The 23,368-nt window shown below is 70.1% G+C and carries 20 protein-coding genes; 8 read left to right on the top strand and 12 right to left on the bottom strand.

Going from position 1 to position 23,368, the window contains the following annotated elements:
- Nucleotides 1–114 precede the first annotated feature (114 nt).
- Both DW306_RS06390 and DW306_RS21570 read left to right on the top strand, forming a co-directional pair.
- Nucleotides 115–1,539 carry an RNB domain-containing ribonuclease gene (locus tag DW306_RS06390; RefSeq protein WP_136054781.1) on the top strand — a complete coding sequence of 475 codons (1,425 nt, stop codon included), beginning with the start codon at nucleotides 115–117 and terminating at the stop codon, nucleotides 1,537–1,539.
- A 72-nt stretch (nucleotides 1,540–1,611) separates the two neighbouring features.
- Entirely contained in the window at nucleotides 1,612–2,517 is a 906-nt protein-coding gene (locus DW306_RS21570; RefSeq protein ID WP_240747095.1) for an NUDIX domain-containing protein, read from the top strand.
- Between the two features lie 19 nt (nucleotides 2,518–2,536).
- Here DW306_RS21570 and DW306_RS06380 read toward each other — a convergent pair whose 3' ends face one another.
- From DW306_RS06380 to ispG, 3 genes are all read right to left on the bottom strand, one after another.
- Nucleotides 2,537–3,406: a hypothetical protein gene (locus tag DW306_RS06380; protein WP_136054780.1), complete on the bottom strand. Its 870-nt coding sequence runs from the start codon at nucleotides 3,404–3,406 to the stop codon at nucleotides 2,537–2,539.
- 27 nt (nucleotides 3,407–3,433) lie between these two features.
- Complete coding sequence (locus DW306_RS06375) at nucleotides 3,434–4,405, bottom strand: hypothetical protein (RefSeq protein ID WP_136054779.1); 972 nt, start codon at nucleotides 4,403–4,405, stop codon at nucleotides 3,434–3,436.
- A 65-nt stretch (nucleotides 4,406–4,470) separates the two neighbouring features.
- Nucleotides 4,471–5,601 (bottom strand): flavodoxin-dependent (E)-4-hydroxy-3-methylbut-2-enyl-diphosphate synthase, encoded by a 1,131-nt coding sequence (gene ispG / locus DW306_RS06370; RefSeq protein ID WP_136054778.1) that lies wholly within the window; start codon nucleotides 5,599–5,601, stop codon nucleotides 4,471–4,473.
- 249 nt (nucleotides 5,602–5,850) lie between these two features.
- Between ispG and DW306_RS06365 the strand changes: the two genes are divergently transcribed.
- On the top strand, nucleotides 5,851–7,734 hold the full coding sequence (locus DW306_RS06365) for a chorismate-binding protein (RefSeq protein WP_136054777.1): 1,884 nt from the start codon (nucleotides 5,851–5,853) through the stop codon (nucleotides 7,732–7,734).
- Nucleotides 7,735–7,741: 7 nt separating this feature from the next.
- On the opposite strand, the gene DW306_RS06360 is transcribed toward DW306_RS06365, so the two are convergent.
- The 3 genes from DW306_RS06360 to DW306_RS06350 all read right to left on the bottom strand — a co-directional run bounded on the left by DW306_RS06360 (nucleotide 7,742) and on the right by DW306_RS06350 (nucleotide 10,714).
- On the bottom strand, nucleotides 7,742–8,968 hold the full coding sequence (locus tag DW306_RS06360) for a DUF6596 domain-containing protein (RefSeq protein WP_136054776.1): 1,227 nt from the start codon (nucleotides 8,966–8,968) through the stop codon (nucleotides 7,742–7,744).
- The gene (locus DW306_RS06355; RefSeq protein WP_136054775.1) at nucleotides 8,965–9,333 is read right to left on the bottom strand and encodes a YciI family protein; all 369 of its coding nucleotides are present in this window, start codon (nucleotides 9,331–9,333) and stop codon (nucleotides 8,965–8,967) included. The genes DW306_RS06360 and DW306_RS06355 overlap by 4 nt, the downstream gene beginning before the upstream one ends.
- Before the next feature lie 67 nt (nucleotides 9,334–9,400).
- Entirely contained in the window at nucleotides 9,401–10,714 is a 1,314-nt protein-coding gene (locus DW306_RS06350; protein WP_136054774.1) for a site-2 protease family protein, read from the bottom strand.
- Between the two features lie 66 nt (nucleotides 10,715–10,780).
- Here DW306_RS06350 and DW306_RS06345 point away from each other — a divergent pair, with 66 nt between their 5' ends.
- From DW306_RS06345 to DW306_RS06335, 3 genes are all read left to right on the top strand, one after another.
- Nucleotides 10,781–11,365 (top strand): hypothetical protein, encoded by a 585-nt coding sequence (locus DW306_RS06345; RefSeq protein ID WP_136054773.1) that lies wholly within the window; start codon nucleotides 10,781–10,783, stop codon nucleotides 11,363–11,365.
- Between the two features lie 106 nt (nucleotides 11,366–11,471).
- Nucleotides 11,472–12,155 carry a YcnI family protein gene (locus DW306_RS06340; RefSeq protein ID WP_136054772.1) on the top strand — a complete coding sequence of 228 codons (684 nt, stop codon included), beginning with the start codon at nucleotides 11,472–11,474 and terminating at the stop codon, nucleotides 12,153–12,155.
- 95 nt (nucleotides 12,156–12,250) lie between these two features.
- Complete coding sequence (locus DW306_RS06335; RefSeq protein WP_205814109.1) at nucleotides 12,251–13,888, top strand: UDP-N-acetylmuramoyl-L-alanyl-D-glutamate--2,6-diaminopimelate ligase; 1,638 nt, start codon at nucleotides 12,251–12,253, stop codon at nucleotides 13,886–13,888.
- Between the two features lie 28 nt (nucleotides 13,889–13,916).
- Here the strand turns inward: DW306_RS06335 and dxr are convergent, their stop codons facing one another.
- Nucleotides 13,917–14,999, bottom strand: a complete 1,083-nt coding sequence (gene dxr / locus DW306_RS06330) for a 1-deoxy-D-xylulose-5-phosphate reductoisomerase (RefSeq protein ID WP_136054770.1) — start codon at nucleotides 14,997–14,999, stop codon at nucleotides 13,917–13,919.
- A gap of 37 nt (nucleotides 15,000–15,036) precedes the next feature.
- Complete coding sequence (locus DW306_RS06325; protein ID WP_240747094.1) at nucleotides 15,037–16,029, bottom strand: FKBP-type peptidyl-prolyl cis-trans isomerase; 993 nt, start codon at nucleotides 16,027–16,029, stop codon at nucleotides 15,037–15,039.
- A 93-nt stretch (nucleotides 16,030–16,122) separates the two neighbouring features.
- On the opposite strand from DW306_RS06325, the gene DW306_RS06320 reads away from it, so the two are divergent.
- Nucleotides 16,123–16,920: a lysophospholipid acyltransferase family protein gene (locus tag DW306_RS06320; RefSeq protein WP_136054769.1), complete on the top strand. Its 798-nt coding sequence runs from the start codon at nucleotides 16,123–16,125 to the stop codon at nucleotides 16,918–16,920.
- Nucleotides 16,921–16,934: 14 nt separating this feature from the next.
- On the opposite strand, the gene DW306_RS06315 is transcribed toward DW306_RS06320, so the two are convergent.
- The gene (locus DW306_RS06315) at nucleotides 16,935–17,432 is read right to left on the bottom strand and encodes an OsmC family protein (RefSeq protein ID WP_136054768.1); all 498 of its coding nucleotides are present in this window, start codon (nucleotides 17,430–17,432) and stop codon (nucleotides 16,935–16,937) included.
- Nucleotides 17,433–17,480: 48 nt separating this feature from the next.
- Here DW306_RS06315 and DW306_RS06310 point away from each other — a divergent pair, with 48 nt between their 5' ends.
- The gene (locus tag DW306_RS06310; RefSeq protein ID WP_136054767.1) at nucleotides 17,481–18,476 is read left to right on the top strand and encodes an asparaginase; all 996 of its coding nucleotides are present in this window, start codon (nucleotides 17,481–17,483) and stop codon (nucleotides 18,474–18,476) included.
- Between the two features lie 24 nt (nucleotides 18,477–18,500).
- Here the strand turns inward: DW306_RS06310 and DW306_RS06305 are convergent, their stop codons facing one another.
- From DW306_RS06305 to DW306_RS06295, 3 genes are all read right to left on the bottom strand, one after another.
- Nucleotides 18,501–21,251, bottom strand: a complete 2,751-nt coding sequence (locus tag DW306_RS06305) for an FtsK/SpoIIIE domain-containing protein (RefSeq protein ID WP_168429250.1) — start codon at nucleotides 21,249–21,251, stop codon at nucleotides 18,501–18,503.
- A gap of 57 nt (nucleotides 21,252–21,308) precedes the next feature.
- Nucleotides 21,309–22,109 (bottom strand): protein phosphatase 2C domain-containing protein, encoded by an 801-nt coding sequence (locus DW306_RS06300; protein ID WP_136054765.1) that lies wholly within the window; start codon nucleotides 22,107–22,109, stop codon nucleotides 21,309–21,311.
- Between the two features lie 79 nt (nucleotides 22,110–22,188).
- Nucleotides 22,189–23,172: an aldo/keto reductase gene (locus DW306_RS06295; RefSeq protein WP_136054764.1), complete on the bottom strand. Its 984-nt coding sequence runs from the start codon at nucleotides 23,170–23,172 to the stop codon at nucleotides 22,189–22,191.
- Between the last annotated feature and the right edge of the window lie 196 nt (nucleotides 23,173–23,368).

Genomic DNA, 23,368 nt, shown 5'->3' with positions numbered 1-23,368 from the left:
TACATCGACAGACCCCCACCACCCAACACCGTCACCTTCACCGAAGACGACACCCCCGCACCCTTCTGAACCGTGCCCGGGCCTGGGACGGCCGGCTCGACCTAGTGTGGAGGCATGCCGCAGCGCCGATCGCACGTCGCCCCGTCCGCCGCCCAGACCGAGCTCGCGGCGGCACTCGCCGCCCTGCGCGAGTCGTCGGACGCCCCGATCGAGTTTCCCGCTGACGTCCTCGCCGAGGCGGAGGCCGCGACCGCGCCAGAACCCGACCTCGACCTGCGCGACGTCCCGTTCGTCACCCTGGATCCTGAAGGCTCCCGCGACCTGGACCAGGCATTCCACCTCGAGCGCACCGCATCGGGATACACCGTGCGGTACGCCATCGCAGACGTTCCCGCCTTCGTGACTCCCGGCGGGGCGGTGGATGCCGAGGCACGCCGTCGCGGCCAGACGCTGTATGCCGCGGACGGCCGGATCCCCCTGCATCCGGCGGTGCTGAGCGAAGACCGCGCGTCACTGCTGGCCGACGTCGATCGCCCGGCGCTCGTGTGGACGTTCTCTCTGGATGCCGAGGGCGCCGTCTCCGAGTTCCGCCTCGAGCGCGCTCTGATCAGGTCGCGCGCGCAACTCGACTACGTCACCACCCAGGCGGCTCTCGACCGGGGCGAGGACGGACCCGCAGCCCTGCTGCCGGAGATCGGCGCGCTTCGCATCGAACAGGAGCGTCTGCGCGGCGGCGCGAGTCTGAACCTGCCGGACGAAGAGGTGGTGACGGCTTCGGACGGCACCTACGGCATCGAACGCACCAGCCCCCTCCCCGTCGAGGAGTGGAACGCCCAGCTGTCGCTGATGACCGGCATGGCCGCCGCATCCCTCATGCTCGACGCCGGCGTGGGAATCCTCCGCACCATGCCGCGGCCGGATGATGACGCTTTCGCGACATTCCGGCACCAGACCGAGGCTCTCGCCCGTCCCTGGACGACGGGTGACTACGGCGACTACCTGCGGACGCTCGACCGCGCGGACCCGCTGACCCTCCCCGTGCTCCAGGCCGCCGCGACGCTGTTCCGCGGCGCCGGCTACCTCACGTTCGACGGCACAGCGCCGAAGGACGCGATCCAGGCGGCCATCGCCGCGCCCTACGCCCACGCGACCGCGCCGCTGCGGCGACTCGTGGATCGCTGGACTCTGGCGATCTGCCTTGCCGTCTCCGAGGGGCGCGAGGCTCCGGCATGGGCCCGCGAGTCGCTCGACCAGCTTCCCGCGCTCATGCAGGAATCAGGTCAGCGTGCATCGCGGCTGAACTCCGCGACCGTGAACGCGGTCGAGGCGGCGCTGCTCGTGCCCCTGGTCGGCTCCGAGATCGACGCCACCGTGATCGAACTCCGCGGCGAGCGCGCTTCGGTGCAGATCGCCGACCCCGCCGTGACGGCGACGGCCGAGGTGCCCTCCGGGGCGAAACCCGGAGACGTCGTCCGGCTCCGGGTCGTTCGCGCAGACATCTCTCGCGGGGAGGTCGAGCTGTCCGCCGTGGTGCTCTGAGCGTCGAGCGCGCCGGCGGACGCGTGCAGGCGGGTTTCGTGCGCTGAGCCGATCCGCGCCTAGGCTCACCCCATGCCGATGTCGCCGTATGTGCGTGAGCTCCGTGCCCAGGTGGGCCACGACCTCCTTCTCCTGCCCGGTGTGACCGCGATCATCAGGAACGGTGCCACCTTCTTGCTCGCACGCCAGCGCGGCTCCGACCTCTGGGGCACGATCGGGGGCGGAGTCGAACCGCGTGAGCATCCGGAGGCCGCCGTGGCGCGAGAGGTCAAGGAGGAGCTCGGAATCGACGCCGCCGTCGGCCGCGTCATCGGCACCTACGGAGGCCCCGACCTCGTCGTGGAATACGCGAACGGAGACCGGGTGAGCTACGTGACCACGGCGTACGAATGCGAACTGCCGCCCACTGCGGGACTCTCCTTCGCAGATGACGAGCTCGTCGAGGCCGCGTGGTTCACCGAGGCGGAGATCGCGGTTCTCCCACGGCATCCCTGGGTCGATCGCATCCTGCAGGATGCCCTGCGAGACATACCCGCTCCCGGACGCTCGGTCGTCGAGACCGCGGTCTGCTACGTCGTGTACTCCGACCGGCTGCTGGTGTTCACCCTCGACGACGTGCCGCTCACCATCGCCGGGTTGCAGGTGCCTGCCGGCACGGTCGGCGATGGGGAGAGCGCTCCGCAGGCGGCCGTGCGGGAGGTCTTCGAGCAGACCGGACTGCGCGCCGACGTCGTCCGCCTGCTCGGCACCGCCGACTACGACCTGGCACCGATGCGGCCCGAGGTGGCCCGACGGCACTTCTTCCAGCTGCGCCTCGACGATGCCGACGTCGACGGCATGTGGAGCATCGGCGATCCCGAACCGCAGGGCGGGGGCGCGTCTCGGCGCTGGACCTGCCAGTGGATCCCGCTGCCCCAGGCGCACGTTCTCGCAGCCGGCCTCGGCGTCATGCTCGGGACGATCTCGCCGGAGGTCTGACCGATCACGACGAGCCGGCTCAGTCCGCCGGCACCGCCGTGGTCGTCATGACGAGCAGCTGAGGATCGGTCAGTTCCAGCGCGACCGAGATCGACGCGAATTCCGAGAGCGATGCGACGTGGGTGCCGCCGCAGAGGATCACGGCCTCTCCCTCCGGGAGCTCGCAGTGCCAGCGCCGGCGATCGACGATGGTCGAGCCTTCCGTCTCGATGCGGCTGGAAGCACCCGACGACACCCAGGCGGCGAGCTGCGCGTTGATCTGTGCTTCCCGTGCGGCGAGCGTCGAGGCGAACGTCTCGGTGTCGAACCCTGCGCGTCGCAGGCTCTTGCCGAGGCGGTACTCGTCGATGGCACCGTCCTCGTGAATCCGGCTGGACTGATTGGCGCGGCCCTCGAAATCCGGGTTGCCGAGGGCGTCGGCACCGGGATCCTTGCGCCAGAGATCCGCGACGGCGAGATCGAGCGCGAGTGATGCGAGATGGCAGGCGGTGTGCCCGCGGCTGAGTCCTGCCCGGCGCACGGCATCCACGGCGAGTGTGATGGACGCGCCGGCGACGAGCCTCTCAGGCGCCTGCCCGGCGACTCGATGTCCCACGAGCCAGGTCCAGCCCTCGGCGCCGCGCTTGACCGGGATCTCCGCGCCCACCGCGAACACTCCCTCATCGCTCACCGCCGCCATGACCGCTTCGTCCACTCTCGCCTGCTCGTCACCGACGCCGATCACGCCCGAATCGCCGGGCTGATCCGGCCAGGTGTGATCGACCGGGTGGAACGGCGTCCGGTCGACGACGATGACGGCACCTTCCGGGGTGGACTCTCGATGAGTGACCACCCCCTCCCCCTCGAGCGCACCGGCGGGAAAGGACACGATCGTGGAAGCGGCAGACATGGAACTCCTGGATGGCGGGAAACCCTCTCAGTCTGCCATCGCTGCAAGCAGGCCCGATGCCAGCGGCGCGAAGTCCTCTGGAGTGAAGTTGAGAGGCACCTTGATCACGAGCGCATTCGTTCCGTCCGAGACGAACAGGCGATCATCGAGCGGCTCGATCGGGTCGGGATCCATCGTGACGACCGCGCGGGTCGCGCCCTCGACCGTGATGTCCCTGGCCTCGGCGACCGCGGCCGCCGATTCGATGTCCGATGCGCCGCCGGGGTGGAAGCTCACGTTCGTTCCGATCGGTTCGCCGGAGACCGTGCCGAGCAGGTCGCACCTCGTCGTCATGCCGGCCACGGTCGCCAGCTTCTGCACGACACCGGGCGAGACGTAGGGGGAACTCGCCGTCCAGCCGTCCGGAGTTCGGAGCTCGCCGCAGGCAGGCGGCGACCACCATCCGTCGCGATCAGCCGACGGCACGGGCACCGGTGTGCTCTGGAGCTTCGTCAGCACTCCGTCGCGGAGCTGTTCGACCGTCTCCTTCACGGGCGCATCTCCCGACATCCTCACCGAGACCCACATGCCGTCGGCCTCCGCGGCAGCGGCGCAGAAGTACGTCTCCGGGCACGCCGCGACCGCCTCGGGAACCCGCATGGTTCCCGGCACCGACGCGATCGGGAAGACCTCGATCGTGACGCTGTCGTGGAGGGCCCGATCTTCGGCGAGCCACAGGCAGTCGACACCGCCCAGCCGACCCGCATCGTCGAGACGCCAGCCGGGCGAAGCCAGCGTCATCGCCTGGTCCGCCAGAGCACTGAACGCGGCGTCCGCGAAGATGGCTCCGCAGTCGCCGTCGAAGGCGACCGTCGGCACGACAGGAGTCGGTGTGGTCGAAGGCGTGACCTCGGGGCTCGGTGTCGGTGACGGCTGCGGTTCGGGAGCCGCGCAGCCGGCGAGCAGCAGAAGCGCCACGGCTCCGGTGAACAGGGCCGTCGCTCGTGCTCGCGCAATCATGGCCCGATGCTACGGCTGATCGGATGCATGACCGGCCTCGACTCGCCGCTCGCGTCGGTCGTGTGTCAGACCGTGACGACCTGCGCCGTGCCGAGCGGAGCCGCGGGGCCCATCTCGGCGGCGATCCGGTTGGCCTCCTCGATGAGCGTGGCGACGATATCGGCCTCGGGCACGGTCTTGATGACCTCGCCCTTGACGAAGATCTGGCCCTTGCCGTTGCCCGAGGCGACGCCCAGATCGGCCTCGCGAGCCTCCCCGGGCCCGTTCACGACGCAGCCCATGACAGCCACGCGCAGCGGAACCGTCATGTCTTTGAGCCCCTCGGTGACGTCTTCCGCGAGGGTGTAGACGTCGACCTGCGCGCGTCCGCACGACGGGCACGACACGATCTCGAGCTTGCGCTCCCGCAGATTGAGCGACTGCAGGATCTGGTGCCCGACCTTGACCTCTTCGGCGGGCGGGGCCGACAGCGAGACGCGGATCGTGTCGCCGATGCCCTCTCCGAGGAGGATGCCGAAGGCCGTCGCGCTCTTGATCGTGCCCTGGAAGGCGGGTCCGGCCTCGGTGACACCGAGGTGCAGCGGCCAGTCCCCCATCTGTGCGAGCAGACGGTACGCCTGGACCATGATCACCGGGTCGTTGTGCTTGACCGAGATCTTGAAGTCGTGGAAGTCGTGCTCCTCGAACAGCGATGCCTCCCAGCGGGCGCTCTCGGCGAGCGCCTCGGGTGTGGCCTTGCCGTACTTCTGCAGCAGGCGCGGGTCGAGCGACCCGGCGTTGACGCCGATGCGCAGCGAGACTCCGGCGTCCTTGGCCGCCTTCGCGATCTCGCCGACCTGGTCGTCGAACTTGCGGATGTTCCCCGGGTTCACGCGCACGGCCGCGCAACCGGCATCGATCGCCTGGAACACGTACTTCGGCTGGAAGTGGATGTCGGCGATCACCGGGATCTGGCTCTTCTTCGCGATGATGTGCAGCACGTCGGCGTCGTCCTGAGACGGCACGGCCACGCGCACGATCTCGCAGCCGGATGCCGTGAGCTCGGCGATCTGCTGGAGCGTCCCGTTGATGTCGGTCGTCTTCGTCGTGGTCATCGACTGCACGCTGACGGGCGCACCGCCGCCGACGAGCACCTTGCCCACCTTGATCTGACGGGACTTGCGACGCGGGGCGAGGACGACGGGGACCTTCGGCATCCCAAGATTCACTGCTGGCACCCCTCCAGCCTACGCCGCCAGGATGCACGCGGGCTGGATGCCGGCACGGTCTGCCCCGCGTCATCCGCCCGAGACGCGCACTCCCGGTGTGATAGTTTCGCCCCATGCTCGCGAACTTCACCTGGTGGCCCGCCTCCTAGGCGGTGTGTTCGCGTTCCCACGAATTCAGACCGCCTCCGGGGCGGTCTTTTCGTTGAGCCGAGCCGGAGCCCTGCACAGGAGACATCGATGACCCTCTCACGACTCGCCGAGCTCAGCGCCGACCCGGCGGCATCCTTCGTGCTGATCGCACGCGACGGAGCCGACACCGTCGAGCTCCTCACCGGCGAGGTCGTCGACGTCGACCTGCTCGGCGACATCCCTCTCGACGTCGACGGCACCCCGCGCGAGGTTTTCGCCCTCGTCCCCTATCGGCAGGTGCGCGAGCGCGGTTTCGTGGCACAGGACGACGGGGCTCCGCTGCGGTGCATCATCGTCGACGAGCACCTCCATCTGCCGACCGCAGACCTGCTCCCTGCACTCCCGCATGCGCCGGTGCCGCTGCGGGACGACGGCTTCGACATCGCCGACGACGAGTACGCCGCCATCGTCGAGAAGGTCATCGCCGAGGAGATCGGGAGAGGCGAGGGCGCGAACTTCGTGATCCGTCGCGACTTCACGGCGAACATCGACGTGGACGACCGCACCGCGGCGCTGACCTGGTTCCGCGCGCTGCTGACGCACGAGCGAGGAGCGTACTGGACCTTCGCCGTCTTCACCCCCGGCCACATCGCGGTCGGAGCGAGCCCCGAGGCGCATGTCGTCGCGCGTGGCGGCGTCGTCACGATGAACCCGATCTCGGGCACGTTCCGCCACCCCGCGGGAGGCGCGACGAAAGAGACCCTGACCGACTTCCTCGCCTCGACGAAGGAGACCGAGGAGCTCTTCATGGTCGTCGACGAGGAGCTCAAGATGATGAGCGCCGTCTGCTCCGACGGCGGCCGGATCACCGGCCCCCACCTGAAGGAGATGTCGCGGCTCACCCACACCGAGTACATGCTCCGCGGGCGGAGCGCACTCGATCCCCGTGACATCCTCCGCGAGACGATGTTCGCCCCGACGGTCACCGGCTCGCCGATGCAGAACGCCTGCGCCGTCATCCGCCGCCATGAGAGGAAGCCCCGCGGCTACTACTCCGGGGTCGCCGCGCTGTTCACGCCGAACGCGGAGGGCGGGCACGACCTCGACGCCCCGATCCTGATCCGCACCGTGTACCTGAAGGACGGCGCGCTGAGCGTGCCGGTCGGCGCGACGCTGGTGCGCCACTCCGATCCGCTCGGCGAGGTGTCCGAGACGCACGGCAAGGCCGCCGGCGTGCTCGGCGCCATCGGGGCGATCGACCGCGACCGCGTGGCCGAGGCGCGCAGCGATGCGGACGCTCCCGGTGATGCGCGCGCCCTCGCCGACGACCCGACGATCGCCGAGCTCCTGTCATCTCGCAACGCCCGGCTCGCCGACTTCTGGCTGAATCCTCAGGGCGACGACCTCGATGGACCGTTCGCCGGTCGCAGTGCCCTGGTCGTCGATGCCGAGGACCGCTTCACGACGATGCTCGCGCACCAGCTGAGGCACCTCGGACTGTCCGTCACGATCCGGCTCTGGAGCGACGTCGAGGATGCCGACGTGGATGCCGCCGACATCGTGGTCGCTGGCCCTGGGCCGGGCGATCCCCGGGATGCCGCGAACGAGCGCATCGCCCGCATGCGCGAGGTCGTCTCGCGCCGGCTCGACCGGGGCGCGCCGCTGCTGGCCGTCTGCCTGAGCCACCAGATCCTCAGCGACAGGTTCGGCATCGCCCTGACCCCGCTCGACGCCCCGCATCAGGGCCTGCAGAAGGCGGTTCCGGTGTTCGGCGAGGACGCGTCGATCGGCTTCTACAACACCTTCACCGCGCGCGTCGCGCCCGGCACGACGGTCGTCGGTCCGGCAGAGGTGTCGGCCGACGCGGTGTCGGGTGACGTGTACGCCCTTCGCGGCCCGCACTTCGCCTCGGTGCAGGGTCATCTCGAGTCGATCCTGTCGCGCGACGGCATCCGCACGCTGGAGCGCCTGGTCGGGCACGCGCTCGCCTGATCCGGCCTCAGCCGAGGCGTCGGGAGACCAGGAGGCGGCGCTCCGCATCGTTGGTCGTGAGCGTCTGCGCCCGGGCATCGGCGGCATCGGCCTCGACGTCGCGTCCGAGCCGCCGCAGGAGGTGGGCGCGGACGGCGTGCCACAGGTGGAAGCCGTCGAGGTCGTCTTCGAGCCGGTCGACCTCGGCGAGCGCCGACTCGACGCGCCCGGTCTCCGCGAGCGCGACGGCGCGATTGAGGCGTACGACGGGTGATCGATCGAAGCGGAGCAGCATGTCGTAGAGGACGACGATCTGCGGCCAATCGGTCTCATCGATGCTCGCGGCGTCGGCATGACAGGCCGCGATCGCCGCGTGCAGTTGCCACCTCCCCGGGCGTCTCAGGGCGGCGGCGCGCTCGAGAGCCCGGCGGGCGTCGGTCTGGAGACGAGCATCCCAGCGGGTGCGGTCCTGATCTGCGAGCAGCACGAGTTCCCCGTCGGGCGATCTCGCCGCTTCCCTGCTCCGATGGAACGAGAGCAGGGCGAGCAGGCCGTGCGCCTCCGCCTCCTTCGGCAGCGTGCCCGCGATCACCTCGGCGAGCCAGAGCGCATCGTCGGCGAGATCGCGGTCCGCGCGCGCATCGCCGTCGGGCAGGAGATGCGCCTCGTTGTACATCACCGACACGACGGTGAGCACGAGGTCGAGCCGAGGAGCCCGCTCCGGGCCGGACGGCACGCGCAACGGGATGCCGGCCGCGCCGATCTTGCGCTTGGCCCTGACGATCCGCTGACCCGTCGCCACCGGAGTGCTCAGAGTCGCCCGCGCGATCTGTTCTGTCGTGAGACCGCACACGGCCCGAAGGGTCAGAGCGAGCTGCGCAGAAGGGGTCAGCGCGGGATGACAGCACCCGAAGAGCAGCGGCAGGCGCTCATCGACCTCAGCGTCCTGCGGTCGGCGGGTCTCGGCCAAGAGCTCGAGCTTCTGCCGATACCGCTTCTCCCGTCGCAGGCGATCGAGCGCGTTGTGCCGTGCGGCGAGGGTGAGCCAGCCTCCCGGGTTCGGCGGCACTCCGTCCCTGCGCCATTGCACGAGCGCCTCGGAGACGGCGTCCGCCACCGATTCCTCTGCGAGGTCGAAGTTGCCGAGGGACGCCGTGAGCGAGGCGACGATCCGCGCAGCCTCCGAGCGGACGATCCGGCCGAGGGCACGATCGGATGCCGCACCCGCGGGCGGCACGGCATCCGACTCGTTCACTGCTCGAACTGGCTGTAGTCCGTGACCATCGGACGGATCTCGACCGAGGTCCCCTCCAGCTCGAGCATCGGCCACGTGCGGACGATCGCGATCGCGGCATCGAGGTCGGGCACGTCGATGATGCTGAACCCTCCCACCGCCTCCCGCGCCTCCGTGAAGGGGCCATCGACGACGACCGGCCCCTGCGTCCCGTGACGCAGCGTGGTGGCCGTGTCGACGGGCTGCAGTTCCGCGCCGCTGTCGGCCATGGCGGCGGCGTTCTCCTCGAACCACCGGTAGACACGCTGATAGACGTCCTGAGCGATCTCCGGCGCGACGGCGGCATCGTGCGCGGGGGTCGAGGTGAACATGATGACGTACTTCATGGCAGTTTCCCTTTCGTCTTGAGAACCGTTACACCTCTACAGCGAACGGACAAGGACGAATTCGACATCACTGCAGGATGTCGACGGGATTGAACAGATCGGCGACGAGGAGGAGCGCCCCCATGCCGATCAGGAGCACCGCGACGACCACCGTCAACGGCACGAGCCGGGTGGCGTCGACCGGCGCGGGCGGAGGCCGGCGGAACAGCTTCGCCCACAGCCGCTTGACGCCTTCCCACAGCGCCACGACGACGTGACCGCCGTCGAGCGGCAGCAGCGGGATGAGGTTGAACACGAAGAGGGCGACGTTCAGCGAACCCAGCAGGCCCAGCAGCACGGCGAAGCGGTTCAGGATCGGGGCATCGGTGGCCGCGACCTCGCCGGCGATGCGACCGACGCCCACCACGCTCAGCGGACCGTTCGGATCGCGCTCGCCTCCGGTGACAAGAGAGACGCCGATGTCCCAGAGACGCACAGGAAGTGTGACGATCAGCGAGCCGACGCGGGCGACGGTGTCGGCGGTCATCTGCGGGCCCGCGGTCAGCGGCTGCTGCACGTATCCCATCTGCGAGGCCATGCCGACGTAGCCGACCTCCTTGACGACGGGCTTGCCGGCATCGTCGAGGATGGGCTGGCCGCCGGCATCCGTGATCGTGCGCTCGGCGGCGATCGGGGTGATGGTCAGCGTCGTCTCGGCGCCGTCCCGCAGCACGACCAGGTCCAGCGTGTCTCCCGGCGCCGCCTGCACGATCGCGGTCGCCTCGGCGAACGTCGACACCGGCTGCCCGTCGATGGAGACCAGCACGTCGCCCGGCTCGATCCCCGCCTCGGCGGCGGGTGATGCCGGATCGTCGGCGGTGCACTCGGTGGCCGTCGACCCCGCCGGCACGACGCATTCGGTCACCGACGCGATCGTCGTCGTGCCCTGCTGCACGCCGATGCCCGACACGAGCACCGTGAAGATGATCAGCGCGAGGATCAGGTTCATCAGCGGCCCGCCGAGCATGACGATGACGCGCTTCCACACCGGGAGCTTGTAGAAGACGCGATCCTCCGCCCCCTCGGCGATCGTCTCGTCGTTCGCGGAGCGGGCATCCTGGATGAGCGTGCGGAAGACGCCCCGGGCCGGTCCCGCGGTCTTCGACGCCGGGTACATGCCCGACATCGAGATGAATCCGCCGATGGGCAGCAGCTTGAATCCGTACTCCGTCTCTCCGATCCGCTTCGACCAGAGCCGCGGTCCGAAGCCGATCATGTACTGACCGACGCGCACGCCGAAGAGCTTGGCGGGGACGAGATGGCCGACCTCATGCAGGCCGATCGACAAGCCGAGGCCGATCAGCATGAACAGGATGCCGCCCAGATAGAGCAGGATTTCCACCTGCTCACGTTACTGCCCGCAGCCTAGGAATCCGCCCGGCACCGCCGACCCGGCTAGGCTGACACGGTGACTTCCCGGCAGCTGCGACTGGTACGCGCCGCCGCCGTCTCCTCCGTCGCCACGCTGATCGCCGCTGTGTCGCACACCCTCGGCGGAGGATCCGCACCGCATCCGCTGCTGATCCTCGCGGTCGCGACGCTGCTCACGCCGCTCAGCGCGCTGTTCGTCGGCGTCCGCGAGTCGCGTTCCCGGGTCGCCGTCGCGGTGCTGTTCTCGCAGGCCGTCTTCCACCTGCTCTTCCAGGTGCTGGGCTCGCCGACGGGGTCGTCTGTCGCGAGTTCCCCCGGTCACGACCATCATCTCGATCTCGCACTGCTCGGACCCGTCACACCGGTCGCCGCAGCCGACGCGACCATGCTCGGCGCGCACGTCGTCGCCGCCGCACTCACGACGCTGCTCATCTGGCACGGCGAGGCGCTTGCACGTGCCGTCGCGCGCTGGTTCCAGGCGCTGCTCCTGCGGGCAGTCCTCTGCCCTCCCGTCGAGCACCGCCGTCCCGGCGCACTCCGCTCCGTCCGGCTCCCCGCGTTCGACGCCGCGATCTCGCGCGACGTCTCGCGACGCGGTCCGCCGGCGCTCGCCCGCGGCTGAACGGCCGCACCGACGATCCGCTGCCTCGGCGCAGCGTCATCCTCCGCGGGTTCCCGCGTCGTTCCGACGCGCCCGCTTCACGAGCAAGCAACCAGGAGACTTCCTCATGTCCAGCAACACCCCTTCCCGCCGGCGCGCCCGGCGCGCTGCCATCGCCTCTGTCGCCGTCCTCGGCGGAGCCGTCCTCGCTCTCGCCGTCCCGGGCATGGCCAGCGCCCACGTCGGCGTCAGCCCCGACGAGCTCGTCGCCGGCGATCACGGCGTGCTCACCTTCTCGTTCTCGCACGGCTGCGAGAACTCCCCCACCACCGCACTGCGCATCACGATGCCCGAGGGCCTCGCATCCGTCGCCCCCACCATGGACGGCGACTGGACGATCGACGTCGAGCGCGGCGACGACGGCCTCGTGAGTGCCGTGACCTACACCGCTCTCGCCCCGGTCCCGACGGACCTCCGCGGAGAGGTGAGCATGTCGGTCGGACTCGACGAGAACACGCCCGACTCACTCGCCTTCCCTGTCGTGCAGCAGTGCGTCGAAGGGGCGACCGAGTGGACCCAGCTCGCCGAGAACGGCGAGGACCCGCACAGCCTGGACTCCCCGGCCCCCGTCGTCACGGTGACCGAAGCGGCAGCCGGCGGCCACGGCGAGCACGAGGCCGCGGAGACGACGACGGATGCCGGTGCACCGACGGCAGCCGACCCGCTGCCGACGATCCTCGGTGCCGGCGGCCTCGTGGCGGGTGTGGCCGCACTCGTCGTCGCGGTGCTCGCCTACCGTCGCCGCGTCTGACACCGCGCACGTCTCCTCCCGTGCGCGACGCGGGCACGGGAGGAGACGTGCGGCAGACGGGCTTCGTGCCGCCTCCGTGAGATCATGGATCCGACATGTCGATTGAACAACAACCGAGCCTGCCTCCCGTGCTCCGCCCCGCGAACCCGCCCCGGCGTGAGCTGTCCGAACTCGCCACCCGATTCGCCCGCGCCGTCCACGGCGACGTGGACGGCATCGCGGTCTCCGGCATCACCCTCGCCACCGCCGATCTGCGTCCCGGAGAAGCATTCGTGGCGATCCAGGGCGTCAACCGCCACGGTGCGGACTTCGCTCTCGCCGCAGCGGAGAAGGGCGCCGTCGCCGTCATCACCGATGACGCGGGTGCCGAGATCGCCGCAGACGCCGGGCTCCCGATCCTCGTGGTGGACAACCCCCGTGCCGTGCTGGGAGACCTCAGCGCCTGGGTGTACGGCACCGGCGCAGACGACCCGCTGCCGCTGCTGTTCGCGACCACCGGCACCAACGGCAAGACCAGCGTGTCGCATCTGCTCGAGGGCATCCTCGACCAGATGGACGTCGTGACCGGGCTCTCGTCCACGGCTGAGCGCCACATCGCCGGTGAGATCATCGTCTCCCGGTTGACCACCCCCGAAGCCTCCGAGATGCACGCACTCCTCGCCCTGATGCGCGAACGCGAGGTCGAGGCCGTCGCGGTCGAGGTCAGCGCCCAAGCCCTGTCGCGGCACCGTGTCGACGGCATCCGCTTCGACGTCGCCGGATTCACCAACCTCAGCCACGACCATCTCGACGACTACGCCGACATGGACGAGTACTTCGAGGCGAAGCTGCCGCTGTTCCGCCCCAATCGCGCGCTGCGCGCCGTCATCTGCCTCGACTCCCCCTCGGGTGCGATCGTGGTCGAGCGTTCCGAGATCCCGTCGGTGACCGTCGGCACGCCGTCGATCGCCGCTGATCCCGAGGCGGCCGCACGGGCCGACTGGGTCGTCGTCATCGACGAGGAACGCGCCGCCGGCACGACCTTCACCATGACCGGACCCGCCGGCACGCTGACCACGACCGTCCCGGTGATCGGCCCGCACATGGCGGCGAACGCGGCACTCGCGATCGTCATGCTGCTCGAAGGCGGATATCCCTGGCAGCGGATCGTGGACGCGCTCTCCCGCGACGGCGGCATCCGCGCGTACCTCCCCGGCCGCACGCAGCTCGTCTCCGGTGAGCGCGGCCCGGCAGTCTTCGTCGACTTCGGGCACTCCCCCGACGCGTTCGAGAAGACCCTGGCCGCCGTCCGGCGTGTGACGCCCGGTCGCGTGCTGATGCTGTTCGGCGCCGACGGCGACCGCGACGCGAGCAAACGGTTCGACATGGCGCGCACCGCGGTCGAGGGCAGCGATGTCCTCGTCGTGACCGACCACCACCCCCGCTTCGAAGACCCCGGTTCCATCCGGGCGACCCTTGTCGAAGGGGCGCGCAGGGCGCGACCGGATGCTGAGATCCATGAGTACTCGCCGCCGGAGAGCGCGATCATCGCGGCCGTCGGCCTGGTCGGCGACGGCGATGCGATCCTCTGGGCCGGCCCCGGCCATCAGGACTACCGCGACATCCGCGGCGTCCGCACGCCGTACTCGGCACGGGAACTCGCCCGGCGCGCGCTGCGCGCGGCGGGGTGGCCCGTTCCGGACTCGCGCTGGCCGGTTCCCTATCCGGACGAGAACGGACCCGACGAGGACTGAACGAGCGCCGGTTCGACCCCGTATCCGCTCAGGCCGCGGCGATCAGCCGATCGGCTGTCCGGCGCGCCCACGACTCCGCATCTGCAAGCGACTCGACCGAGAGAACGTCGGGCGGTTCGTGCGCGTCGACGACACGGGCGATCGTGTCGACGATGCCGAGGAACGTCAGTCGACCCTCGTGGAAGGCGTCGACCGCCTGCTCGTTCGCCGCGTTGTAGACCGCGGGGAACGTGGCGCCCGCCCGCCCGACAGCCTTCGCCAGCGCGACGGCGGGGAAGGCTGCGCCGTCCAGCGGTTCGAACGTCCAGGACGAGGCCTTCGTCCAGTCGAGCGGTCGTCCGACACCGCCCACGCGGTTCGGCCAGTCCAGGCCCAAGGAGATGGGCAGACGCATGTCCGGCGGCGAGGCCTGGGCGATGGTCGAGCCGTCGATGAACTCGACCATCGAGTGGACGATCGACTGCGGATGCACCACGACATCGATGTCGTCGTAGGCGACGTCGAAGAGGAGATGAGCCTCGATGACCTCGAGCCCTTTGTTGACGAGGGTCGCCGAGTTCGTCGTCACCATGCGTCCCATGTCCCACGTCGGGTGCGCGAGCGCCTCGGCTGGCGTGACATCCGAGAGCTCTTCGCGGGTGCGGCCTCGGAACGGGCCACCGGATGCCGTGACGACGAGCCGTCGCACCTCGGAGTGGGTGCCGGCGCGGAGCGCCTGCGCGAGGGCGGAGTGCTCCGAGTCGACCGGGACGATCTGTCCGGGAGCCGCGGCCGCGAGCACGAGCTCTCCGCCGACGATGAGCGACTCCTTGTTGGCGAGGGCCAGGGTGCGACCGGCCTTCAGCGCGGCGAGCGTGGATCCCAGACCGATCGATCCGGTGATGGCGTTGAGGACGACGTCCGCCTCGACATCGCGCACCAGCTGTTCGGCTTCGGCGGCTCCGAGGGCGGTGTCCTCCACCTGGAACTGCGCGGCCTGCGTCGCGAGCATCTCGGCGTTGGAGCCGGCGGCGAGGCCGACCAGCTCGAAGCGACGCGGGTTCGCGCGGATCACGTCCAGCGCCTGTGTTCCAATGGAGCCGGTGGAGCCGAGGACGATGATGCGACGCATGACGCCAGCCTAGGACACGGTCGCGAACGCGCCTCGACTACTGCTGCTGCTGGACGGGGGTGGTGGCGAGGATGTCGACGACGAACACGAGGCTCTCCTTCTGGAGCTCGTGCCCTTCCGTCGCGCCGTAGCCGTCGGACGGCGGCATCATCACGACGACCTGCGAGCCGACCTTCTGGCCTTCGAGCGCCTTCTTGAATCCGGTGACGACGCCCGTCGTCTGGAACTGGGTGGGGGCGGCGTCGCGGCTCCAGCTGGAGTCGAACTCGCTGCCGTCGGACCACTTGACGCCGAGGTACTGCACGACGACGAGGTCGCCCTCGCCGACGGTCGCGCCGTCGCCCTGCTTGAGGACCGCGACCTTCGTCTCGGTCGGCTCATCGCCATCGGGGATGGTCACGGTGGGCTTGCCCTTGTCATCGAGCTCGACGGTCGGCATGCCGGGCGTCGGCTCGACCGGGGTCCCGGTAGCGACCTCGGGGAGGTGCTCGACAGCCTCGGCGTAGACGACCTTGCTCGTCCCGCCCTCTCCGAACACCTCGCCGGGCAGCGTGAGCACGATGCGCGATCCGACCGGCTCGCACTCGAGCGCGGCGACGAACAGCGAGGACTGGTTCGTGTCGAGGAGCACCGGGAGGAGGCCTCCTTCACCCCGCGCCGACGAGTCCAGGACCTCACCGGTCGAACCCTCGAGGATCTGATACTGCACCGAGACGAGGTCGTTGACGCCGATCTCCTCGCCGTCGCCCGGGGAGACGACCGTGCGCTCGACGTCGGCGAAAGCGGCATCGGCGGGAATGGTCACGGTGGTGTCGGCGCCCTCACCCTCGAGGACCACGGAATCGGAGGTCGCACCGGGCTGCGCGTCGAGCGCACAGGAGCTCGAGGGCGTCGGGTCCGGCGTGGCCGAGCTCTCCGGAGCGCCCCCGCCGGCGCAACCTGCCAGCAGCAGGGTCGCCGCGGCGACGGTGGACAGGACGATGAGCGGACGCTTGCGCACAGTGAGACCTCGGGATCGCGGGCGGGACACCCCATCCTCCCCCATTCCCCTTTGCCCGCGCTGGGAGGCGCGGCGCGAGTCTTCATTCCCGCGATGGCATGGATCCCGGAGTAACCTGCTCTGATGACCTCTGAGCAGTCCGTCGAGCCCGAATCCTCGCCTGAAGAGACTGCGACCGCAGAGGAGACGGCGAAACCGCGTCACGCAGGCTTCACCTATCGGCTGGGTCGAAGCCTGATCAGTCCCCTCGCCAGGCTCGTCTACCGACCCCGGATCGAGGGCAGGGAGAACGTCCCGCCGACCGGCGCCGTGATCTTCGCGAGCAACCACCTGTCCTTCATCGACTCGCTCGCGATCCCGGTGGCGGCGCCGCGCCCGGTGCACTTCCTGGCGAAGTCGACGTACTTCGAGGGCACCGGCCTCCGCGGATGGATCAGCCGCACCTTCTTCGAGTCGATCGGTGCGATCCCGGTGCGCCGCGGTGCCGGGCAGGCGGCGCTCGATGCTCTGGATCTGCAGCGCCAGCTCCTCGAGGAGGGTCTCGCGGTGGCGCTCTACCCGGAGGGCACGCGGTCGACGGATGGCCGCCTCTACAAGGGCCGCACCGGTGTCGCGTTCCTCGCCCTGCAGACCGGAGCCCCGGTCGTACCGGTCGGTCTGATCGGCACCGACAAGGTGATGCCGGTCGGCGCGAAGGTCCCGACGGTCTCCGAGCGCATCACGGTGAAGTTCGGGGAACCGCTCGATCTGTCGCCGCATGGTCCTGCGACGAGCGGGCGCGCCCGTCGCCTGGCCACCGACGACATCATGGCCGCGATCCACGCGCTCTCGGGCCAGGAACTCGCCGGCACCTACAACGAGGCTCCCGCGCAGGGGACGATCGAGAAGATCAAGCAGGCTCTGCCGCACGAGCGGCGCTGACCTGCGCCCTCGCGCTAGGCGCGAGCAGTCACCGTGGCCTCGTGCCGCACCGGGAAGTTCATCGAGTTGGCGATGAAGCACCACTCGTTCGCCTGTGCGTGCGCGCGCTCGGCGGCCTCGATCATCGACGCTTCGGCGACCACGACCTCGGGACGCAGCATGACCTCGACGAAGGCCCCGCCCCCTGCGCCGTTCTCGCGCATCATCCCGGTCGCCTGATCGCGATACGACACGACGACGACCCCCGCCGTCACGCACGCGTGGAGGTAGGAGAGCAGATGGCATTCGGACAGCGACGCCAGCAGCAGGTCCTCCGGATTCCACCGCGTCGCATCTCCGCGGAACGGCTTGTCCGCCGATGCCAGCAGCTCCGGTTTGCCTTCCACCTCGATGCTCACGTCGCGCCGGTAGTCACGGTAGCCGCTGGTCCCGGTGCCGGTGTTCCCGGTCCAGACGGAGGTGAGCGCGTAGTGATGCTCGCCGAGGGCGCGGGGTGTCGACTGCTCTGCCATGCGTCAAGTCTGCCAGGGCGCGGAGGGGTGCGGCGTTAGGATCGAGGGGTGCTGGAGACTCTCACCGTTCAGGATTCCGTGGAACTCGCCATCGTCGAACGCAGCGGATTCGTCGAGTCCCGTCATGCGGGTGCGGCCGTGGTTCTCTCGCCCGACGGTGAGATCGTCACTCGTCTCGGAAACGCCGACGCGCTGATCCTTCCGCGCTCCAGTCTCAAGCCCCTGCAGGCCGTCGCGTGCATCACAGCGGGCGCGGTTCTCGAGGGCGAGCAGCTGGCGATGTCGACCGCGAGTCACACCGGCACGGATCGCCATGCGGCGGCGGTTCGCGACATGCTCACCGAAGGCGGCCTCACCGAGGATCACCTCGGTTGTCCGCCGGCTTGGCCGAGCGACCCCGCGACGCGAGACGAGCTCGTGCGCGAACACGGGCAGGAGGCTCGAGTGCGCATGAACTGCTCCGGCAAGCACGCCGCGATGCTCCGCGCCTGCGTCGCGACCGGCTGGTCGACGGAGGGATATCTCGATCCCGGCCACCCCCTGCAGGCGCACATCCGCGAGGTAGTCGAACGGCTGTCGGGCGAGAAGATCGCCCATACCGCGATCGACGGCTGCGGAGCGCCCGTGCACGCGCTGACCCTCACGGGCCTCGCCCGTGCGGTGCACCGGATCGGCACGGCGTCGGATCGCTCCCCGTTCGCCCTGCACCGGGTGGCAGGCTCGCTCGTGCGGGCTGTGCGCGAGAACCCTTGGACGATCGAGGGTCCCGGTCGCCCGGACACGATCGCGATCGAGAAGCTCGGCGTGTTCACCAAGGGCGGTGCGGAAGGCGTGATGGTCATGGTCGCACCGAACGGCACCACTGTCGCGCTGAAGATGCTCGATGGCGCCGCACGCGCCTCGACCATCGTCGCTGCGACACTGCTCGCCCGCGCCGGGGCGTTGACCGAGGCCGACGTGGCGGCCCTCGGTGCGGCCCTCCCCCTCTCGGTGCTCGGCGGAGGCGACGTGGTCGGCAGCATCCGACCCGGCAGCGGCATCTGACAGTTCGCGCGTCATCAGGGTGCCTCACCTCGCCCCGAGTGTCGGTGCGAGTGCCGGCACGACGACCCGGCGGGGTGACCCTGCTCCACGGATCGACCAGGCACGACCGGCGTGCGGGCGTGCGAAGGGCGGCAGCTCCCGCACACCGGCGAGCTGGCGCAGATCTCCCGGCTGCTCCGTGCGGATGAGCGCCTCGCCCTCGCCACGGATGCGCTGCCACAGTGACCAGCAGCGCTGCCACGTCTCCGCGTCGCCCACGAGGATGCACGGCGTCGACGGGACCACGAGGTCCGGGCCCGCGAGGAGCACGTCGCATTCCGGATGAGCGGCGCGAAGGAGAGGGACCAGCGCCGCGCCACCGGCACTCACGATCCCGGTGACGCGGGTCTGCGGCTCCCAGACCTCCGCGACGGGTGCAACCGGCACCACGAGGCTGTCCTCCTCCACCCAGGCGAACTGAACCTCCCGTCCGCCGATGCTCGCCCGACCGGGCGCACGGTCCCGCAGGAATCCGGAGCTCTCTCCCCCGGCCGCCAGATGCTCCACGCGGCTCGGCATCCGCAGCAGCGCCCGTCGCGGAAGCGCATCGAGGAGCCGGCCGATCGGGCCTGCAGTGCGCGCGGCGGAGACCACAACCGTCGTGCTGCCGGTTCTCAGGACCTGCTCCCACCGCTGGGCGAACTGCTGCGCGTACTCGGGCGGGTAGGCGGCGAGGAGGCCATCCAGATCGTCGCAGAGCAGCAGCGACGGCATCCGTTCCGCGCCGCTCGTCCACGCCGTGACGGCATCCCACGCCTGCTCCGGATCGCGAGACACCCACTGCGCGTCAGCGCGCTGCACCGCCACGGTCCGCAACGCCGACGTCCGGCCCGAGCCGGGCGCACCGATGATGGCGAGGCCCCGATCGATACCGCACGTCAGGAGTTCCCACGGCTGCATCTGCTGCTCCGGAACGTCGCTCCGTCCGAGGACGACGGTTCCGGCCGGAACCGTGGCAGCATCGTGCTCGAGTTCTGCGAGCGGGATGTGCTCGGGCAGCGCGGGCAGCCAGGGACTCCGCGAACGCTCGGTCGCGGCCCAGCGCATGGCGACGGCCCGGAGATCCGAGGCAGCCGTGAGAGCGACGCGCGCCGCCACCGGCTCGCGGTCCTCGGGCCGCCGCACGAGGGCGACACCTCGGGATGCGGCGCCGCCCGGGATCTCGGCGGCGGCGTCCGTGCCGATCACCGCCCTGCTGTCGGCCGGATCGCCGACCCGCAGACTCATCCGCAGCGGACAGTTGGCGGCGAGGGCGTCGCGCACGACCCCGGCAGCGCGCTGGGTGCCCAGGATCAGATGCATGCCGAGGGCCCGACCGCGCGCGGCGACATCGGTGAAGACGGCGCCGAGGTCGGAGTGCTCCTGCAGCAGAGCGGCGAACTCGTCGACGACGATGATCAGCCGGGGCAGGGCCACGTCGCGCACGTCGCGCGCACCGGCCGCCGCGAGCACCGCCTCCCGGTGGCGGAGCTCCGCGGTCAGGCTGGAGACGCCGCGCCGAGCTCCGTCCTCGTCGAGATCGGTGATGACCGCGGCCACCTGCGGAAGTTCGCGCAGCGGTTCGAAAGCGGTGCCGCCTTTGAAGTCAGCGAGGACGAACGTCACGCGATCGGGACCGTTGGACGCGGCGATCGCTGTCACCCAGGTCACGAGCAGCTCGCTCTTACCTGTGCCGGTGGTGCCCGTGACGATCGCATGGGGACCGTCCTCGACGATGTCGACCACGATCTCGCCGTGCACGCTCCGGCCGATGGATGCGGGAAGGCCGTGATCCGCCCGCGACTGGTCGAGGTCGTGCATCGCCACCGCCTCGGGCAGCAGGTCGGCGTCTCCGCCTTGGTCCGCGCAGACCTCTGCGATCGCCTGCGCCTGAGAGAGCGAGAGGCACTCGACGGAGAGTTCGGTGATGCCGTGGGGCGTGCGCAACGACGCGGATCGCGGCTCGACAATGTCGATCACGGTCGTCACGCCGTCGGGAACCTCGGTTCCGCTCCCGCCCAGCCAGATCACGGCGTCGGCGTCGACGCGCGCGGCACCCACCGCCGCGACTCCCAGGCGGAATCCGCCGCGACGCGCCCGTACGGCGTGAGGCAGCGACTCGAGCCCCCATCGATCGAGGTCGACACCCACCAGCGACAGCTGCGCGCTGCGGAAGCGCAGGCAGAGCTGCATCGCGAGGGCCCGGGCCGCCGCAGCCACCAGCGGCTCGGGGCCGCGCAGACATACACCGCCTCCCAGCGGCACGGTCAACGGGGCGTCGCGCAGGGTCGCGCACCGCTCCCGGAAGTCCCGCGCACGGACGTCGTCGCCGCCACCGCAGCGGATGCCGCTCGGTACGGTGCCGCTGCCCACCACGAGGACCGTCGACGCATCGGGCGCGCGCGCACCGCGGAGAGGCGGCTGCGCCAGACACGACGCGGCATCGGGCTCGCGGAGCCACCGCGCGTCGCGCTCCTCGCGCTGCCTCCGTTCCAGCGCCTGCTCCGCCACCGCCCACGCCTGTTCTGCTTCGGCATCGTTCCGTCGCCGGTCGCGGCGTCTGGTGCGAGCCGCGTCGACGAGCGAGGCGACGATCATGAGCGGCCCCAGCGCCGCGAAGCACAGCGCGAACAGCGACCCGGTGACGAGCCAGAGCACCACTCCTGCGGCGATGGGCACGATCGCCGCCATGATCGGCAGCGAGGGCCTCCGCGGCGGTGCGGGCGCAGCGGGAAGAGCGATCGGAAGGGATTCCATGCCTTCAGTGCACAGCATGGCGCGCCGCGAGCGGCGCTGTCCACAGGTGCGAGCGGGTTACTCTGAGGTGTCGCCGTCTGTGGAGGACGACTCGTCGGTCGCGCTCACCTGCACGATCACCAGCGTCACGTTGTCGCGGCCGCCGTTCTCGAGCGCCGCGGCGAGCATGGCGTCGACAGCGTCACCCGGATCGGCGTTCTCGCGCAGGAAATGCTGGATCCCGTAGTCGGTCAGCTCTTTCGTGAGCCCGTCGGAGCAGATGACGAAGCGGTCTCCCGGGCGGACGTCGATCGTGAGGTAGTCCGGTGGCGTGAGCTCGCTCGCACCGACTGCGCGCGTGATCACGTTGCTATAGGGGTGGCCCTCGGCCTCTTCCGGGCTCAGCTTGCCCGCGGCGATGAGCTCCTGCACCACGGAGTGGTCCGTGGTGACCTGCACCAACCGGTCATCGCGGAGCAGATAGACGCGGGAGTCTCCGATGTTCAGCGAGACCCACTGCGGCTCGTCACCCGCGACGTCGAGGTAGACGCCGGTGAGCGTGGTACCGGTGCCTTCGTCGGTCGTCTCGGGATGATCCGCGATGTCGGCGACGGCGAGTTCGAGCGCGTTCTCGATCGCCTCCCGGTCGACCGCGCCGGACTCGACGATCGCTTCGAGCCGCGCGACGGTGCTGCGACTGGCGATCTCGCCACCGGCATGACCGCCCATTCCGTCGGCGACGATGAACAGCGGGAACTCGGCCAGGAACGCGTCCTGGTTCGTCTCGCGACGACGCCCCAGATCGGTGACGCCCGCCCACGACAGCTGCAGCGGGCGCTGCGCGATCGTGATGCTGTGCGTCTTCGTCGTCTCAGCCACGTGCTGCCTCCGATGGACCTGCGGCGGATCGGGCGAGCGCAGGATACTCACACATCGTAGTGGAACTCCTCTTCACCGATCACACCCGAGCGCCCGGGTCGTCGGGCAGCGGGAACAGTCGATCGATGATCTCGAGGTCGTCCGCGTCGGGTCGCCACGCGTCTCCTGCTGCGGCATTCGCCTCCACCTGTGCGGCCGACGTCGCACCGGCGATGACGCTCGACACGACCGGATGCGAGAGCAGCCACCCGAAGGACGCCTGCAGCATCGTGATGCCGCGCTCGTCGCAGAAGTCGCGGAAGGCGTCGAGCGAGTCCCAGGGCGCGTCCTCCCAGACGTGACGGCGTGCGGACATGATCCGGCTGGACGCGGGTCCGCCCTCACGGCTGAACTTGCCGGTGAGCAGTCCGTTGTGAAGCGGGAAGTAGGGGAAGAATCCGAGGCCGTACCGTTCGACGGCGGGAAGCACCTCGCGCTCGGCGGCCCGGGCCAGGAGCGAGTAGTGGTTCTGCGCAGAGATGAATCGGCCCGTCGACCGCTCCCGGGAGGTGAACTCGGCCTCCGCGATCTGCCATCCCGAAAGGTTCGAATGCCCGTAGTATCGGATCTTCCCTTCGCGCACGAGTTCGTCGAGCGCGTCGATCGTCTCGGCGATGGGCGTGCCGGGATCGGGGAGGTGCAGCTGGTAGAGGTCGATCCACTCGGTGCGCAACCGCCGCAGAGACTCCTCGACCGCACGGCGCACGTAACGGCGTGACCCTCGTGCGCCCGGGAACTCGTAGCCCATGTCGCGTTCATGACCGAACTTCGTGGCCAGCACGATCCGATCGCGCCGACCCTCGAGCGCCTCTCCCATCAGCGCTTCGCTCGCGCCTGCGACCGCACCGTACATGTCAGCGGTATCGAACAGCGTGATGCCGTTGGCGATCGCCGCGTCGATGACCTCGCGGGTGCCGGCGATCGTCTCGGTGACGGTACCGGCGCGTCCGAAGTTGTTGCAGCCGAGTCCGGTGGCCGAGACGAGGAGACCGGAGGCGCCGACGCGGCGCTGCGAGATGACCATGCCCCCACGTTATCGCGGGTGTCCGCTCCCGGATCACCCGCCCGCGGAGACGACGCAGGGCCCCCGACCGAAGTCGAGGGCCCTGTGTCAGACGATCACGCCGGAGGCTGCGTGGGGTCGGACGGCGGTGCGGGCGGAGCTGCCGGCGGAGCCGCGGGAGGTGCAGGCGGAGTCGCCGGGGGCGCTGCCGGAGGTG

The sequence above is a fragment of the Microbacterium sp. K24 genome (assembly GCF_004794465.1).
Taxonomy (GTDB): domain Bacteria; phylum Actinomycetota; class Actinomycetes; order Actinomycetales; family Microbacteriaceae; genus Microbacterium.
The sequence above is the reverse complement of the archived record's forward strand: the minus strand, read 5'-3'. Positions and strand labels throughout refer to the sequence as shown.

Excerpts from the sequence above, each read along its gene's own strand:
- DW306_RS06335 (WP_205814109.1), top strand. The coding sequence starts at position 12,251 with ATGTCGATTGAACAACAACCGAGCCTGCCTCCCGTGCTCCGCCCCGCG.
- DW306_RS06355 (WP_136054775.1), bottom strand. The coding sequence starts at position 9,333 with ATGAAGTACGTCATCATGTTCACCTCGACCCCCGCGCACGATGCCGCC.
- DW306_RS06315 (WP_136054768.1), bottom strand. The coding sequence starts at position 17,432 with ATGGCAGAGCAGTCGACACCCCGCGCCCTCGGCGAGCATCACTACGCG.
- DW306_RS06365 (WP_136054777.1), top strand. The coding sequence starts at position 5,851 with ATGACCCTCTCACGACTCGCCGAGCTCAGCGCCGACCCGGCGGCATCC.
- DW306_RS06295 (WP_136054764.1), bottom strand. The coding sequence starts at position 23,172 with ATGGTCATCTCGCAGCGCCGCGTCGGCGCCTCCGGTCTCCTCGTCTCG.
- dxr (WP_136054770.1), bottom strand. The coding sequence starts at position 14,999 with ATGCGTCGCATCATCGTCCTCGGCTCCACCGGCTCCATTGGAACACAG.
- DW306_RS06380 (WP_136054780.1), bottom strand. The coding sequence starts at position 3,406 with ATGTCTGCCGCTTCCACGATCGTGTCCTTTCCCGCCGGTGCGCTCGAG.
- DW306_RS21570 (WP_240747095.1), top strand. The coding sequence starts at position 1,612 with ATGCCGATGTCGCCGTATGTGCGTGAGCTCCGTGCCCAGGTGGGCCAC.
- DW306_RS06305 (WP_168429250.1), bottom strand. The coding sequence starts at position 21,251 with ATGGAATCCCTTCCGATCGCTCTTCCCGCTGCGCCCGCACCGCCGCGG.
- DW306_RS06375 (WP_136054779.1), bottom strand. The coding sequence starts at position 4,405 with ATGATTGCGCGAGCACGAGCGACGGCCCTGTTCACCGGAGCCGTGGCG.
- DW306_RS06320 (WP_136054769.1), top strand. The coding sequence starts at position 16,123 with ATGACCTCTGAGCAGTCCGTCGAGCCCGAATCCTCGCCTGAAGAGACT.
- DW306_RS06390 (WP_136054781.1), top strand. The coding sequence starts at position 115 with ATGCCGCAGCGCCGATCGCACGTCGCCCCGTCCGCCGCCCAGACCGAG.
- DW306_RS06340 (WP_136054772.1), top strand. The coding sequence starts at position 11,472 with ATGTCCAGCAACACCCCTTCCCGCCGGCGCGCCCGGCGCGCTGCCATC.
- ispG (WP_136054778.1), bottom strand. The coding sequence starts at position 5,601 with ATGCCGAAGGTCCCCGTCGTCCTCGCCCCGCGTCGCAAGTCCCGTCAG.